Origin of the sequence: Stakelama flava (assembly GCF_019351405.1) — a bacterium.
In the GTDB taxonomy this organism is placed as follows: domain Bacteria; phylum Pseudomonadota; class Alphaproteobacteria; order Sphingomonadales; family Sphingomonadaceae; genus Sphingomonas; species Sphingomonas flava_A.
The window spans coordinates 59,881-74,556 of sequence record NZ_JAHWZX010000001.1 but is presented as its reverse complement, the minus strand read 5'-3'; the positions used below and the strand labels follow the sequence as shown (position 1 = coordinate 74,556).

At 63.0% G+C, this 14,676-nt stretch carries 11 protein-coding genes; 6 read left to right on the top strand and 5 right to left on the bottom strand.

Going from position 1 to position 14,676, the window contains the following annotated elements; translation table 11 throughout:
• Window positions 1-56 precede the first annotated feature (56 nt).
• Complete coding sequence (gene mfd / locus KY084_RS00295; protein WP_219236444.1) at window positions 57-3,512, bottom strand: transcription-repair coupling factor; 3,456 nt, start codon at window positions 3,510-3,512, stop codon at window positions 57-59.
• A gap of 115 nt (window positions 3,513-3,627) precedes the next feature.
• Window positions 3,628-3,894, bottom strand: coding sequence for an FAD assembly factor SdhE (locus KY084_RS00290; protein ID WP_219236443.1), 267 nt, complete (start codon window positions 3,892-3,894; stop codon window positions 3,628-3,630).
• 196 nt (window positions 3,895-4,090) lie between these two features.
• On the opposite strand from KY084_RS00290, the gene recG reads away from it, so the two are divergent.
• Complete coding sequence (recG, locus tag KY084_RS00285; protein WP_219236442.1) at window positions 4,091-6,154, top strand: ATP-dependent DNA helicase RecG; 2,064 nt, start codon at window positions 4,091-4,093, stop codon at window positions 6,152-6,154.
• A 54-nt stretch (window positions 6,155-6,208) separates the two neighbouring features.
• Here recG and tyrS read toward each other — a convergent pair whose 3' ends face one another.
• Complete coding sequence (tyrS, locus tag KY084_RS00280; protein WP_219236441.1) at window positions 6,209-7,435, bottom strand: tyrosine--tRNA ligase; 1,227 nt, start codon at window positions 7,433-7,435, stop codon at window positions 6,209-6,211.
• Window positions 7,436-7,671: 236 nt separating this feature from the next.
• Between tyrS and KY084_RS00275 the strand changes: the two genes are divergently transcribed.
• From KY084_RS00275 to KY084_RS00255, 5 genes are read left to right on the top strand one after another with little or no spacing between them, the layout of a single operon-like run.
• Window positions 7,672-8,232, top strand: a complete 561-nt coding sequence (locus tag KY084_RS00275; protein WP_219236440.1) for a DOMON-like domain-containing protein — start codon at window positions 7,672-7,674, stop codon at window positions 8,230-8,232.
• Window positions 8,229-9,425, top strand: a complete 1,197-nt coding sequence (locus KY084_RS00270; RefSeq protein ID WP_219236439.1) for an exo-beta-N-acetylmuramidase NamZ family protein — start codon at window positions 8,229-8,231, stop codon at window positions 9,423-9,425. The genes KY084_RS00275 and KY084_RS00270 overlap by 4 nt, the downstream gene beginning before the upstream one ends.
• 31 nt (window positions 9,426-9,456) lie before the next feature.
• Window positions 9,457-10,632 (top strand): hypothetical protein, encoded by a 1,176-nt coding sequence (locus KY084_RS00265; RefSeq protein WP_219236438.1) that lies wholly within the window; start codon window positions 9,457-9,459, stop codon window positions 10,630-10,632.
• Window positions 10,633-10,667: 35 nt separating this feature from the next.
• On the top strand, window positions 10,668-11,777 hold the full coding sequence (locus tag KY084_RS00260) for a DUF2336 domain-containing protein (protein ID WP_219236437.1): 1,110 nt from the start codon (window positions 10,668-10,670) through the stop codon (window positions 11,775-11,777).
• Entirely contained in the window at window positions 11,777-13,162 is a 1,386-nt protein-coding gene (locus KY084_RS00255) for a sensor histidine kinase (protein WP_219236747.1), read from the top strand. Before KY084_RS00260 ends, KY084_RS00255 begins: the two co-directional genes overlap by 1 nt.
• Window positions 13,163-13,169: 7 nt before the next feature.
• On the opposite strand, the gene KY084_RS00250 is transcribed toward KY084_RS00255, so the two are convergent.
• Window positions 13,170-13,367 (bottom strand): hypothetical protein, encoded by a 198-nt coding sequence (locus KY084_RS00250; protein WP_219236436.1) that lies wholly within the window; start codon window positions 13,365-13,367, stop codon window positions 13,170-13,172.
• A gap of 11 nt (window positions 13,368-13,378) precedes the next feature.
• Window positions 13,379-14,662: a citrate synthase gene (locus KY084_RS00245; RefSeq protein WP_219236435.1), complete on the bottom strand. Its 1,284-nt coding sequence runs from the start codon at window positions 14,660-14,662 to the stop codon at window positions 13,379-13,381.
• Window positions 14,663-14,676: the final 14 nt, after the last annotated feature.

Genomic DNA, 14,676 nt, shown 5'->3' with positions numbered 1-14,676 from the left:
ACGCCCTTTCGCTTCGGTCCTGTCCGGTACGACCTTACGCACCGACGGAGCCATGGTCAGGAGACAGCTTTTGCCAGCCCCCGCGACAATTTGAGCGCAGCGTTGAGCCGGGTTTTGGGGTCGTTCCACGCCCGCGTGATGACCAGCTTCATATCGGGACGCAGCTTCGCGGTGCCCTCCAGCCGATCGACATAGGCGAGCAGCCCTTCAACACTGGGGAAATTGTCATTGAAGAAGGTGACCAGCGCCCCCTTCGGCCCGACATCCAGCTTGGCGATATTCGCCTTTTTCGCCGCCAGCTTCGCTTCGATCAGCCTCAGCAGGTTTTCGGTGGCTTCTGGCAATTTGCCGAACCGGTCGATCAGTTCAGCGGCGAACGCCTCGATCCCGTTGCGGTCCTCGACCTCGTTCAGACGACGGTACAGCCCCATTCTCAGGTCGAGATCGGGAACATAGTCTTCGGGGATGAGGATTGGGGCATCGACGGTGATCTGCGGTGAGAAATCCTTTTTCGCCTCGTCGCGCAGACCGCCCGATTTGGCGTCGAGGATCGCGTCCTCCAGCATCGACTGATACAGTTCGTAGCCGACCTCCTTGATATGCCCCGATTGTTCGTCGCCCAGCAGATTGCCTGCGCCACGAATGTCGAGATCATGGCTCGCAAGCTGGAACCCCGCGCCAAGGCTTTCGAGGTCGGAAAGGACCTTGAGCCGCTTTTCGGCCGCATCGGTCATCATCCGTTCGGGCGGCGTGGTCATATAGGCATAGGCGCGCGTCTTGGCGCGACCGACACGCCCGCGAAGCTGGTACAGCTGGGCAAGGCCGAACTTGTCCGCGCGATTGACGATCAGCGTGTTGGCGGAAGGAATGTCCAGCCCGCTTTCGACAATCGTGGTGGAAACGAGCACTTCGAACTTCTTGTCGTAAAAGGCGCTCATCCGCTCCTCGACCTCGCTCGGGCTCATCTGGCCATGCGCGACGACGTAACGCACCTCGGGCACTTCTTCGCGCAGGAACTGTTCGATATCGGGCAGGTCGGCGATGCGCGGCGTGACGAAATAACTTTGCCCGCCGCGATAATGTTCGCGCAGCAGCGCTTCGCGAACCACGACCGGGTCCCAGGGCATGACATAGGTGCGCACGGCAAGGCGGTCGACCGGCGGCGTCTGGATCACCGACAGTTCGCGAAGCCCGCTCATCGCCATTTGCAGCGTGCGCGGGATCGGCGTCGCGGTAAGGGTGAGCATGTGAACGTCGTTTTTCAGCGCTTTCAGCCGTTCCTTATGGGTGACGCCGAAGCGCTGTTCCTCATCGACGATGACAAGGCCCAGCCGTTTGAACTCGACCGCCTTGGCAAGAACGGCATGGGTGCCGACGAGGATGTCGATATCGCCGGAAGCCACGCGTTCCTTCGTCGTCTTCATCTCCGATGCGGTGACCAGCCGCGACATGCGGCCGATATTGATCGGAAAGCCTTCGAACCGTGCAGTGAACTGATTGAAATGCTGACGCGCGAGCAGCGTGGTCGGGCATACCACCGCAACCTGCATCCCCGCCATAGCGGCGACGAACGCGGCGCGCAGCGCGACCTCTGTCTTGCCGAAACCGACATCGCCGACGATCAGGCGGTCCATCGGTTTTCCGGCGGAAAGATCGTTCAGCGCATCGTCGATCGCGCGGTCCTGATCCTCGGTTTCCTCATAGGGGAAGCGATCGACAAAGGCCGGATACCCGGTATCGCGCTCGGCAACTTCGGCAGGGCGCAGCGCGCGTTTGGCGGCGGTCGCGATGAGTTCGCCCGCGATTTCGCGGATGCGCTCCTTCATCTTCGATTTGCGCCGCTGCCATGCCTCGCCGCCCAGCTTGTCGAGGCTCGCGCCTTCCTCGCCCGATCCATAGCGGGAAAGGACTTCGAGGTTTTCGACCGGCACGTAGAGCTTGTCGCCGCCCGAATAGCTCAGCGCCACGCAATCGTGCGGGCTTTTGCCGACGGGAATCGACATCAGCCCCTCATACCGGCCGATACCGTGATCCGAATGAACGACCAGATCGCCGGGCGAAAGCGTCGCCAGTTCGTTCAGAAACGCATCGGTCGACTTCTTGCGCTTGCGCCGACGCACCAGCCGGTCGCCCAGCATATCCTGTTCGGTAAGCAGCGCGATATCCGGCGCGGTAAAACCGTGATCGAGCGGCAGCACGGTGAGCGCGACGCCCGTATCGGCAGTGCCCAGCGCCTCCTGCCAGCCATCGGCCGGTCGAATGCCGGTCAGCCCGTGATCCTGAAGCAGCCCGGTCAGGCGTTCGCGCGCGCCGGGCGAATAGCTGGCCAGTATCGGCTTGCGGCCGTCTTTCCGCAGCTTGGCGATGTGCGCGACGACGGCTTCGTAGATATTGGTGCCGGCGGCGCGTTCGGGCGCGAAGTCGCGCGGGCCGTCGACCCCGAAATCAAGGACGGTGTCGCTTTTCGGTTCGTGAAAGGGCGAGGTGAGATGCGCGGGCGCATTTTCCAGCTTCGCGCGCCATTCATCAGCGAGCAGATAGAGCTGATCCGCGCCGAGCGGGCGATAGCTGCCCGGATCGTTCGATTGCGCGCGCACGCGGTTCGACTGATAATCGGCGATCGCTTCGAACCGCGCATCGGCGGCCCCAGGCGTATTCGCATCGCGCACCACCACCGCGCCATCGGGCAGGTGATCGAACAGCGTTTCCAGCTTTTCTTCGAACAATGGAAGCCAATGCTCCATCCCGGCGAGGCGACGCCCTTCCGAAATCGCCTGATACAGCGGGTCGCCAGTCGCCGTCGCGCCGAATTTCTCTCGATATCGCGCGCGAAAGCGTTTGATGCTGTCTTCGTCGAGCAGCGTTTCGGACGCCGGGAGCAGGGTGAAGCCGTCGATGCGCCCGGTAGTGCGTTGATCCGACGCGTCGAAGGTGCGCACGCTTTCAATTTCGTCCCCGAAGAAATCGAGGCGCAGCGCCGCTTCCGATCCGCTGGGGAACAGATCGACCAGCCCGCCGCGCACCGCGAATTCGCCGGCGTCATTGACTGTGTCGACACGGGTATAGCCATTGGCGGCAAGCAGCGTCGACAGGCGTTCCAGCGAAATCCGTTCGCCGGGCGCTAGCCGGGCGACAAGCTGGCGGACGCGGAACCGGGTGAGGGTGCGCTGCGTGGCGGCGTTGACGGTGGTGAGAAACAGGCGCGGCTTTTTCGACGTCTGTTGCAGCGCGTGGAGCGCCGCCAGCCGTTCCGCCATCGCACGCAGCGTTGGGCTGGCGCGATCATAGGGCAGGCAATCCCATGCCGGATAGCTGATGACCTCAAGCTCCGGTGCGAAATAAGGCGCAGTCGCGGCGATGGCGCGCATCGCGTTTTCATCCGGCGCGATGAAGACCGCGCCGCCCTTGCTGCCGCGTGCAAGGTCGGCGAGCAGCGAGGGCAGGAAGCCGGTGGGAACGCCCGAAAGCGTCAGCGGACGAGTGGCGGTGAGGACGGTTTTCAGGTCGGGCATAGCGTTACGCCTCGCAAGCCCGTTGGTGCTGAGCCTGTCGAAGCACGATCTTTCTCTTTCGGTGGGGGAGAGGGAAGGCCGGCCCTTCGACAAGCTCAGGGCAAATGGAGCGAGGCTATTCGGCGATCGGAACGAAGTTCAGCTTCTTCATCTTCGCGATGATCTCACCGTCGAAGCGATCGGGAACCGGCTGGGTTCCCAGCGCCCACGCCATAATGTCGACATCCTGCTCCTCAAGCATTTCTTCGAACAGCGCGATCTGTTCATCGGTGAAGGCGAGGTGGTGCGCGTCGAAAAAACCGCCGATCATCAGGTCGGCTTCTTTCGTGCCGCGATGCCACGCGCGAAAACGCAGGCGTTTGAGGCGGGTGTCGCGGTCCATAAGCGTCGCTTTCCAATAGCCGTGCGGCCGGCGGCGCTGGCGTTGCGCTGTCGGCTGAATGGGTTTTGCCGGAACAGATAGGGTGCGCTGGCCAAAAAGGCCAGTGGGTGAGTGGCTCGGCGCTGCGGGCCTTGTAATGACAAGAGTAGGTGATGGGCACCTTTCGCGGCAGCGCGGCTTTGGCTAACTCACCCCTATGCGCCCCGAATTGCTCAATCCGTTGTTTGCCGAGGTCACGGCCCTGAAAGGGGTCGGGGCCCAGCTTGCCAAGCCGCTGGAGAAGCTGGGGTTGGCGCGGGTGGTGGATGTGGCGTTTCACCTGCCCTCGGGCTGGATCGACCGGGTGCCGCGCGATGAACTGGATACCGCCGATGCGGGGCGGGTGATCGCGATCACGCTGACCGCGACCGATTACCGCACCGGCGGGTCGCGCCGGTCGCCAGTTCGCGTGCAGGCGAGCGATGCCGCCGGGAACATCGTTTCCCTGGTCTATTTCGGTGGCAATTCGGGCTGGGTGATGAAGCTGCTGCCGCTGGGCGAGAAGCGGCGCGTTTCGGGCAAGCTCGAAACCTATGGCCAGGAATTACAGATCGTGCATCCCGACCATGTCGTGCCGGTGGAGGAGGCGGAAAGCCTTGCCGGGCGGGAGGCGGTCTATCCGTTGTCCGAGGGGATGACGTCGAAGCGGCTGGCGGGGCTGGCGGCTCAGGCGATCGACCGCGCGCCTGAGCTTCCCGAATGGATCGAGTCGGGATTAAAGGCGAAGCATGACTGGCCCGACTGGCGTGAGGCGTTGCAGCGCATCCATGCCGACCCGGCGGATGCGAAGGCACGCGAGCGGCTGGCCTATGACGAGATTTTCGCGACGCAACTGGCGCTGCTGCTGGTGCGCGGCGCGGCGCGGGCAAAGCGCGGGCGGCCCTTGGTGGGCGACCACCGGCTGCGCGACATGCTGAACCTGCCTTATGCGCCGACGGGCGCGCAGGCGCGCACGATTCGCGAGATCGAGGGCGATTTGGCGCAACAGCGGCCGATGCTCCGGTTGCTGCAGGGCGATGTCGGTTCGGGCAAGACGCTGGTCGCGCTGATGACGCTGTTGATGGCGGTGGAAGCGGGCGCGCAGGGGGCGTTCCTCGCTCCCACCGAAATCCTGGCGCGCCAGCATTATGAAACGCTGCGCACGATGCTGCGCGGGTTGCCGGTCGAGGTCGGGATCCTTACCGGACGCGACAAGGGCCGCGCGCGTGAAGCTACGCTGATGGGGCTGGCCGACGGATCGATCCATATTCTGGTGGGCACCCATGCGATCTTTCAGGAAGGGGTGACCTACAAGGACCTTGGGCTGGTCGTGGTGGATGAACAGCATCGCTTTGGCGTCGCGCAGCGCATGATGCTGCAGGCCAAGGCGCAGGTGCCGCCCCATTTGCTGGTGATGACGGCGACCCCGATCCCCCGCACGCTCACCCTCGCGCAATATGGCGAGATGGACACCAGCCGATTGGATGAAATGCCCCCCGGTCGCGAGCCGATCGAGACGCGGGTAGTGTCAGAAGAGCGGATCGATGCGGTGATCGACGGGCTTGCGCGGCATCTGTCGAACGGGGGGCAGGCCTATTGGGTGTGCCCGCTGGTCGAGGAGAGCGAGAAAAGCGATCAGGCGGCGGCCGAAGCGCGCGCCGAGGTGCTTCGTCAGCGTTTCGGCGACCGGGTCGGACTGGTGCACGGCCGGATGAAAGGACCGGCCAAGGACGCGGTTATGGCGGCGTTCCAGTCGGGTAAGACCGGTGTGCTGGTCGCGACGACGGTGATCGAGGTCGGCGTGGACGTGCCTAACGCCACGCTGATCGTGATCGAGGGCGCGGACCGGTTCGGCCTGGCGCAACTCCACCAGCTTCGCGGGCGGGTGGGGCGCGGCGGCGGACATTCGATATGCCTGCTGCTGCGTGGCCAGCATTTAAGTGAGACATCGCGTGCGCGGCTGGCGCTGATGCGCGAAACGAACGATGGCTTTCGCATCGCCGAAGAGGATTTGCGGCTGCGCGGGGCGGGCGAATTACTGGGCACGCGCCAATCGGGCGAAATGCAGTTTCGCCTCGCTACACCCGAAAGCCTGACCGCGCTGCTTCCTGCCGCGAACGGCGATGCGCGGCTGTTGATGGATCGCGACGGCGGACTGGAAGCGACACGCGGACGTGCTGCGCGGCTGGCGCTGTACCTGTTCGAACGCGATTCGGCGGTGGGGCTGCTCCGATCAGGCTGAGCGGGCTTGTTTGCCCATTTCGGCAAGCATGGTGAACAGGTTGCCAGTGGCCTGTCAGGCGGGATTCAACAGGCCGTGATTCTTTTTTCCGGCCGAAACCCGCACGACATTTCCGGCAATGGCGATATGATGCGCTTCGTCCACCACCTTTTCCCCGTCAACGCGCGCGCCGCCGCCCTTGATAAGCCGCTTCGCCTCGCCCTTCGAAGCGCACAGGCCCAGACCCACCAGCGCGTCTAGGATGGCAATCCCGCCCACCACATTCATGCTTGGCAGCGCTTCGCCCGCCGCGCCTTCCTCGAACGTCTTGCGCGCGGTTTCTGCGGCGAAGCTTGCCGCGTCTTCGCCCCGGCACATCGCGGTGGCGGCATCGGCCAGCACCTTTTTCGCCTCGTTGATCTCCGCACCCTCAAGCGCTTCCAGCCGCGCAATCTCGTCAAGCGGCAGATCGGTGAACAGGCGAAGGAAACGGCCGACATCGCGATCGTCAGTGTTGCGCCAGAATTGCCAATAGTCATAAGCAGAAAGCTGGTCGTCGTTGAGCCAGACAGCGCCCGCCATCGTCTTGCCCATCTTGCCGCCATCGGCGGTGGTGATCAGCGGGGTGGTAACACCATAAACTTCGGTCCCGTCGACGCGGCGCGCCAGTTCGATCCCGTTGACGATATTGCCCCACTGGTCCGACCCGCCCATCTGAAGCCGGCACCCGGCGCGGCGCGACAGTTCGAGAAAGTCGTATGCCTGAAGGATCATGTAATTGAATTCGAGGAAGCTGAGCGATTGTTCGCGATCGAGCCGCAGCTTCACCGAATCAAAGCTGAGCATACGGTTGACCGAAAAATGCTGCCCGATGTCGCGTAGGAACGGAATATATTCGAGTTTGTCGAGCCATTGCGCATTGTCGAGCATGACCGCGTCCGACGGCCCGTCGCCAAAGGTCAGGAAGCGTTCGAACACGCGTTTGATCGAGGCGACGTTCGACGCGATGACGTCGTCGGTCATCAGTTTGCGCGCTTCGTCCTTGAAACTGGGATCGCCGATCTTCCCCGTGCCGCCGCCCATCAGCACGATCGGCTTGTGCCCAGCCTGTTGCAGGCGGCGAAGCAGCATGATCTGAACCAGACTGCCGACATGGAGCGAGGGCGCGGTCGGATCGAAACCGATATAGCCGGGCACGATCTGTTTCGCCACAAGGCTATCCAGGCCCGCAGCATCAGTAAGCTGGTGAATATAGCCGCGCGAGGCGAGCAGGTTGAGCAGATCGGAACTGTATTCGGTCATGGTGCGCCATCCGATAATTAGATTGCGCGCGATTTGCACCCCCGTTTGCATGGGGAGTGGGAAGAAGGACGGCGCTTTGACAGGCTAAGCGCGGACGGGTTGTGGAGGAGCGCGAACGGATTGTTGAACCGCCCATCGTTTGGCCTGAGCTTGTCGAAGGCCTGCTCTGTCCTTTACGCAGGCGGTGAACGAAGAAGGGTGGGGCTTCGACAGGCTCAGCTCGAACGGGGGTAGCGTTGCGTTTTGATCTCGTCTGTCATCCCGATACGCAGCAAAGTGCGCTCGACAGTATTGTCGTGACGGTCGCACCGCGCAAAGGCGCGTGTCTGCGCGTGTCGTTCCGCGCGCGGGGCGATGTGGCGGCGGTGCGCTGGCCCGGCGCGGCGAAGCGGGGCGAGGGACCGTGGAGCCGCGCTGACGAGCTATGGCGGCATAGCTGTTTCGAGGTGTTTTTCGGCCTTCCGGACAAACTGGGCTATCGCGAGGTGAACCTCAGCACGTCGGGGCGCTGGGCCGGCTATCGCTTCACCGGCTATCGCGAAGGAATGGCGGATGCGAATGACGTCGCGCTGCTTGCAGCCAAATGGCGCATCCTGTCCGACCGGGCCGAGATGCATGCACTGATCGAACTGCCGTCAGCCTATCGGCACGCCGACCTGATACTGGGACTGTCGGCGGTGATTGAGGATGGCGATGGCGGCAAATCCTATTGGGCGCTGGCGCATCCGCCGGGAAAACCCGATTTTCATCATCGCGATTGCTTTGCGCTGCCGATCGCGGCACCTGACGCCATATGAAATTCGGTATCGATCGCCTGCTCGCCGAGCCTGACTTGCGCAAGCCCCTGGAGGGAAAGCGTGTCGCGCTGCTCGCCCATCCCGCCTCGGTCACCGCGGACCTGACTCATTCGCTCGACGCGCTGGTCGCGGCGGGGGTGAAGATCAGCGCGGTGTTCGGGCCGCAGCACGGGGTGCGTGGCGACCTTCAGGACAATATGATGGAATCGCCCGATTTCACCGATCCGGTGTACGGCGTTCCGGTGTTCAGCCTGTATGGCGAAGTGCGCCGCCCCACCGGCCAGTCGATGACGACGTTCGATACGATTCTGATCGACCTTCAGGATCTCGGCTGCCGCATCTACACCTATGTTACCACGCTGCTCTATATGCTCGAAGCGGCGTCGAAGCATGGCAAGAGCGTGTGGGTGCTCGACCGGCCCAATCCGGCGGGGCGCCCTGTCGAAGGCCTGACGCTGTTGCTCGGCTGGGAAAGTTTCGTGGGCGCCGGGCCGATGCCGATGCGACACGGCATGACCCTGGGCGAAATGGGGCGCTGGTTCATCGATCATTTCGGGCTCGACCTTGATTACCGCGTGGTTGCGATGGAAGGCTGGCAGCCCGAAACGGGACCGGGTTTCGGCTGGCCGATGGACCGCCCCTGGGTGAACCCCAGTCCCAATGCGGCGAACGTCAACATGGCGCGCGCTTATGCCGGGACGGTGATGCTGGAGGGCACGACGCTTTCCGAAGGGCGCGGCACGACCCGGCCGCTTGAAGGTTTCGGCGCGCCCGATATCGATGCGCGCGCGGTGATTGAAGAGATGCGCAGCATCGCGCCCGAATGGATGACGGGTTGCACGTTACGCGATTTCTGGTTTCAGCCGACCTTCCACAAATATGTCGGCGAACTTTGTTCGGGCGTGTTTATCCATGCCGAAGGGGCAGGTTACGATCACGAATCGTTTCGTCCGTGGCGGGTTCAGGCGGCAGCTTTCAAGGCGGTGCGACGGCTGTATCCCGACTATCAATTGTGGCGCGATTTTCCTTACGAATACGAATTCGACAAGCTTGCCATAGACGTGATCAACGGCGGTGCCGCCCTGCGGGAGTGGGTGGACGATCGGCATGCGGAGGCGGGCGACCTGGACACCCTTGCCAAACACGACGAAGCGGCCTGGCAAGACGTTCGGCGCATGCATCTGTGCTATTGAGCGTTACCGCGCGACGTCCTAACAGCCGATAATGCTTGCGGGGCTGATTTTCGCCACTGAAGATGCCGAGGACCGGCCGGACATGCTGGCGGCGACGCTGCCGTTCGGCGGGATGACGCTGCTCGAATATCAGGCGCGGCTGCTGATCGCCGCCGGCGTCGGGCATATCATGGTCGCGGTCGGCCGGGTAACGCCGTCGTTGCTGGGTGCGGTAAGCCGGATTTCCAGAGGCGATGTCGCGGTCGATGTCGTCCGCTCCGCCGAAGAGGCGTCGGCCAGGGCGCATCCGCTGTGCAACCTGATCGTCGTTGCCGACGGACTGGTGAGTACCGATCTCGCCATTCTCACCATGGCGGGCGAAACGCCCGATTCGCTTCTCGTGACGAGCGACGCCAATGTCGCCGCCGCTGTCGAGCGGGTCGATGCCGCGCGTTGCTGGGCCGGTGTCGCGATGATCAGCGCCGAGCGGCTGACCGAAATGGCCGACATGCCGCGCGAATATGATTTTCAATCGACACTGCTTCGCCTGTGTGTTCAGGAAGGCGCACGGCACGTCGCGCTTCCCGCTTCCGCACTGAAGGCCGGGCATGGCGTCGAACGAAGCGCCGATGCGTTGGCGAACCGAAGCAACGCAGTGCTCGCCGCGCTTGCCAATCAGCGGATCGGATGGGCGGATCGGTATATCTTCACCCCGATCACGCGGCTGGCGCTTCCCTGGCTCGTGGGTAAAAGCGTGCCTAACTGGGCGGTGATCCTGGCCGGCGTGGTGCTGGGCATCGGGTCGCTCGGATTGCTCGGCTATGGCCTTACGGCTTGGGGCATGGGCGTTTCGCTGCTTTCCGTGGCCTGCTTTTCCACCGGATCGCTGCTCAGCTGGTTACGCGGCGATGACCGGCGCGCACGCTGGCAGGAAGGCGCGATTATCGGGCTTGCCGGATTGGCCGTACTGATGGCCGGAGGACAGGCGATGATGCGCGGCGTCGGCTGGCCCGTCATGGCGCTGGCCATCACCGTCCTGATCGTTGCCGCAATCGTCGAGCGCGCGCCCGTCCGCCGTCGGCCCTGGTTCGGCAATGCCCCGTCCTATCTCTTGCTGCTGTTCCCGTTCGTTGCAGCAGGCTATATCGTGCCGGGTATTGCAGCGGTTCTTTTATATGCGCTGACCACGCTCGGAATCGCGGTTGAGGCGCTGCGTCAAAAGCCTTAGGCTTGTATTAACGATATTTCCGGTAATCGACGATCATGTCCGGCCACCAAGTCGACACGCGCGATGGACGCACCCTCAGCGCTGACAGGCTGCTCGCTATCGCGGCGGCTGTGTTGCCGTGCGACCTGCACGGCGGCGGGGGGATGGTTGGTGATTTGTTGCTCGACGATCAACAGCGTCTGGACGAGCGCACCCGCTTTGTCGCGCGCAACCGGCTTGACGCGATCCTCTCCGCAACCAGCGAAGAAATACGCGATCATGCGGCGCAGTTGCTGGAATCGCGCGGGGAGGGCGATCTTGCCAAAAAGCTGCGCAGCTATGACGGTGCGGCGCGGCTGCTGCGTCAGGCCCCGGCGTTTCGCGACAACGGTTTGGTGGCGGAAATTCTGGATAGCGCCCGGCTTGATCTGATCGGTGCCGACCTGCCCGTCCAGGCACCCGCAGATGCCGATGAGGCAAGCCTCCTTGCCCAACTGGTCGATTCGTCCGACAGGCTCGTTTCGTCTGCTGCCGTGGCAATGCTAAGCGCGGACAGCAGGCGTCGCGCGATGAACGATCAGCACGGCCTGACGGGGGCCGATCTCGACGCCGAAACCTATTACCGGCTGGTCTGGCTGGTAGCGGCCGCGCTCCGACTCGGCGGGGATACCGGTGCGCAAAGCGATCCGATCGCGCTGGATCATGCGTTGATCGAATCGGCGCGCCGCAGCCTGGCCGCGCATGATGAGGGCGAGCGGGCAGAGGCAAGCGCCGCCCGACTGGCACAGGCGCTTGATGCAAAGGGCGATCGACTGGCAGCGCTGATGGAGGCGGCGCTGGCCGATCGACGGATCATATTGTTCACCGCGTTATTTGCGCGCGCATTGCACGTGCCATATCGTCGTACGCGTGCCCTGCTTCTTGCCGATCCCGAGTTTTTATGGGTGGCGCTGCGAGCGCTTGATTTTCCTCGCGAGACACTGGCAGGGATCGGATATGCGTTGAGCGAGGCCGACAAGCGACGCGATGTCGAACGTTTTGCTAGCCATATCGATGTCGTCATGGCGTTGTCGCGCGACGATGCGATCCGGGCGATTGCTCCCGATATGCTGGACGACGGCTATCGCGACGCGCTGACCGCGCTTGGCGGGAAGGAGAGGGCGTGATGCTGGAAATCCCACCGCCGGCCGTAACCGCGCGAACCGATCTGCAAGGCATATTGATCGAGGCGGACAACCGCATTGCCGAACTCAATCGCACTGCCGGCGGCGACATCGGCAAGCCTGTCGCCGTGCCGCAGCTTGCCGCGCTGGTGCGTCTCGCGCTGCGGCTGCGCATCGTCCTGTCGCGTCAGATCGTCGCCGCGGATGGCGAGAGCGATGTGGAGCTTTGGGTGCGCGTCGAACCCGACGATACCGGCCTGTCGTTGCAAGTCAGCGGCTGGCGCGATCACCGCGACTGGCCGGTTGTCGAGGACGCGGCGCAGGAAAGCGATTTCGCCCAAGCCGATGCCGACTGGCTGTGGGAGACTGATTCTGCGCTTCGCATCACCGCGCTTTCACGTGAAGCGGGCGCTAAGTACGGGTTTGACGCCGATGAACTGCTCGGCAGGCCGCTGACCCGGCTTTTCGCATTATCCGATGATGAAGGGGGCGAATTTCCGATACTCGACGCGCTTGCTTCGCATGGACGGTTCGATGGTCAGGTCGCGCAACTGCGCGGTTCGGCGCGAAAAGTGTATCTGGCGGCCAACCCGCGAACCGACGCGACCGGCAGGTTCATCGGGTTTGATGGCGCTGCGCGGTTGATCGACGATTCCTCTCATGGGGCAGAGCCGGAAGGCACTGCGCAAACGCATGACGATCCGGCGACGGCGGTGGACTCCGCTTTTGGCGCTCGGTTGGAAAAGGCATTGCGCGGACCGTTGGGCAGGATCATCGCCAATGCCGACAGTATCCGGTCGCAATCGGATGGGCCGTTGCGTCAGGATTATGCCGATTATGCGGCGGATATCGCAAATGCGGGGCGGCACCTGCTGGGTCTGGTTGAGGACCTGGTCGATCTGCAGGCGATCGAGCGCGACGATTTCGACGTGGCTGTTGAGGCAGTCGACCTTGCCGACGTTGCGCGGCGCGCCGCCGGATTGCTCACGCTTCGCGCCCAGCATGCCAAGGTGACGATCGATGCGCCAAAGACAGATGAAGGCCTGCCGGCGACCGGTGAATTCCGGCGCGCGCTGCAGGTTCTCGTCAATCTGATCGGCAATGCGGTTCGCCATTCACCGGCGGGTGCGATGATCTGGATCCGTGCCGAGCGCGATGGCGACCGTGCCTGTCTGATCGTTGCCGATCAGGGCGCTGGTATCGCCGAGGACGATCAGGCACGGATTTTCGAAAAGTTCGAACGCCTCGATACCGCCGACAGCGGCGGCAGCGGCCTTGGCCTGTACATCGCGCGGCGTCTTGCTCGCGCAATGGGCGGTGACGTTACGGTGGACAGCGCGCCGGGGCAGGGCGCGCGCTTCATCTTCACGCTGCCGGGACGCGACTAGGGCTGATTCAGTCCCGGTGCTGTCGCGAACGATGAACCAGCACCAGTCCCAATGCCATCAACAATCCGCCACGGATCGCCCACTGGCTTTGCGCGATCATAAAGCTCGTCCGCGGCCAATGGACCAGCCCCAGCCCCTGAAGGACCCATAACAGGCCCATCAGGGTGCAAAGGATGCCGAAAAGCGCCAGGAACTTGCGGCGCATCGGTTGATCAATCAGCGCTTATCGAGTGCGACGTAATCACGCTGCGTCGGGCCGGTATAAAGCTGACGCGGACGTCCGATCTTCTGGGCGGGGTCGGAAATCATTTCATTCCACTGCGCGACCCAGCCCACGGTGCGGGCGAGAGCGAAGAGCGCGGTGAACATCGCGGTCGGGAATCCGATCGCCGACAGAACGACACCCGAATAGAAATCGACATTGGGGAACAGCTTCTTTTCGACGAAATAATCGTCGTTCAGCGCGATTTCCTCAAGCTGCAGCGCGACGTCGAACACCGGGTCCTTGACGTCCATCGCCTTGAACACCTCACGCACCGTCTGCTGCATCACCGTCGCGCGCGGATCGTAATTCTTGTACACGCGGTGGCCGAAGCCCATCAGGCGGAACGGATCGTCCTTGTTCTTGGCGCGCGCGATATATTCGGGAATGCGCTCGGGCGTGCCGATTTCGCGCAGCATGTTGAGCGCCGCTTCGTTCGCCCCGCCATGCGCAGGACCCCACAGACAGGCAATGCCCGCCGCGATGCAGGCAAAGGGGTTCGCGCCCGAAGAACCGGCGAGACGCACGGTCGAGGTCGATGCATTCTGTTCATGGTCGGCATGCAGGATGAAGATGCGGTCCAGCGCCTTTTCGATCACCGGATCGACTTCATATTTTTCGGCCGGGACGCCGAACGTCATGCGCAGGAAATTACCGGTATAGGACAGGTCGTTATCCGGATACAGGAATGGCTGACCGATCGAATATTTATACGCCATCGCGGCAATCGTCGGCATTTTCGCGATCAGGCGGTGGCTGGCGATCATCCGCTGTTGCGGATCGGTGATGTCGGTCGAATCGTGATAGAAAGCCGACATCGCGCCCACCGCGCCGCACATGATCGCCATCGGGTGCGCATCGCGGCGGAACCCGCGGAAGAAGGTGGCGAGCTGTTCATGCACCATGGTGTGGCGCGTGATCGTCCACATGAACTTGTCGAGTTCGTCTTTCGAGGGCAGCTCCTTATTGAGGAGCAGGTACGCCACTTCCATGAAGCTCGACTGTTCCGCCAGCTGGCCGATCGGATAGCCGCGGTGCAGCAGCACGCCTTCACCGCCATCGATATATGTCAACCCCGAATCGCAACTCGCGGTGGAGGTGAAGCCGGGATCATAAGTGAACATGCCCGTATCGGCATAGAATTTGCGGATGTCGACGACCTTCGGACCGACGCTTCCTTCAAGAACGGGATATTCGCCGTCCTTCCCTGGCACCTGGAATTTTGCGTTGTCGGTCATCGGATCGATCCTTT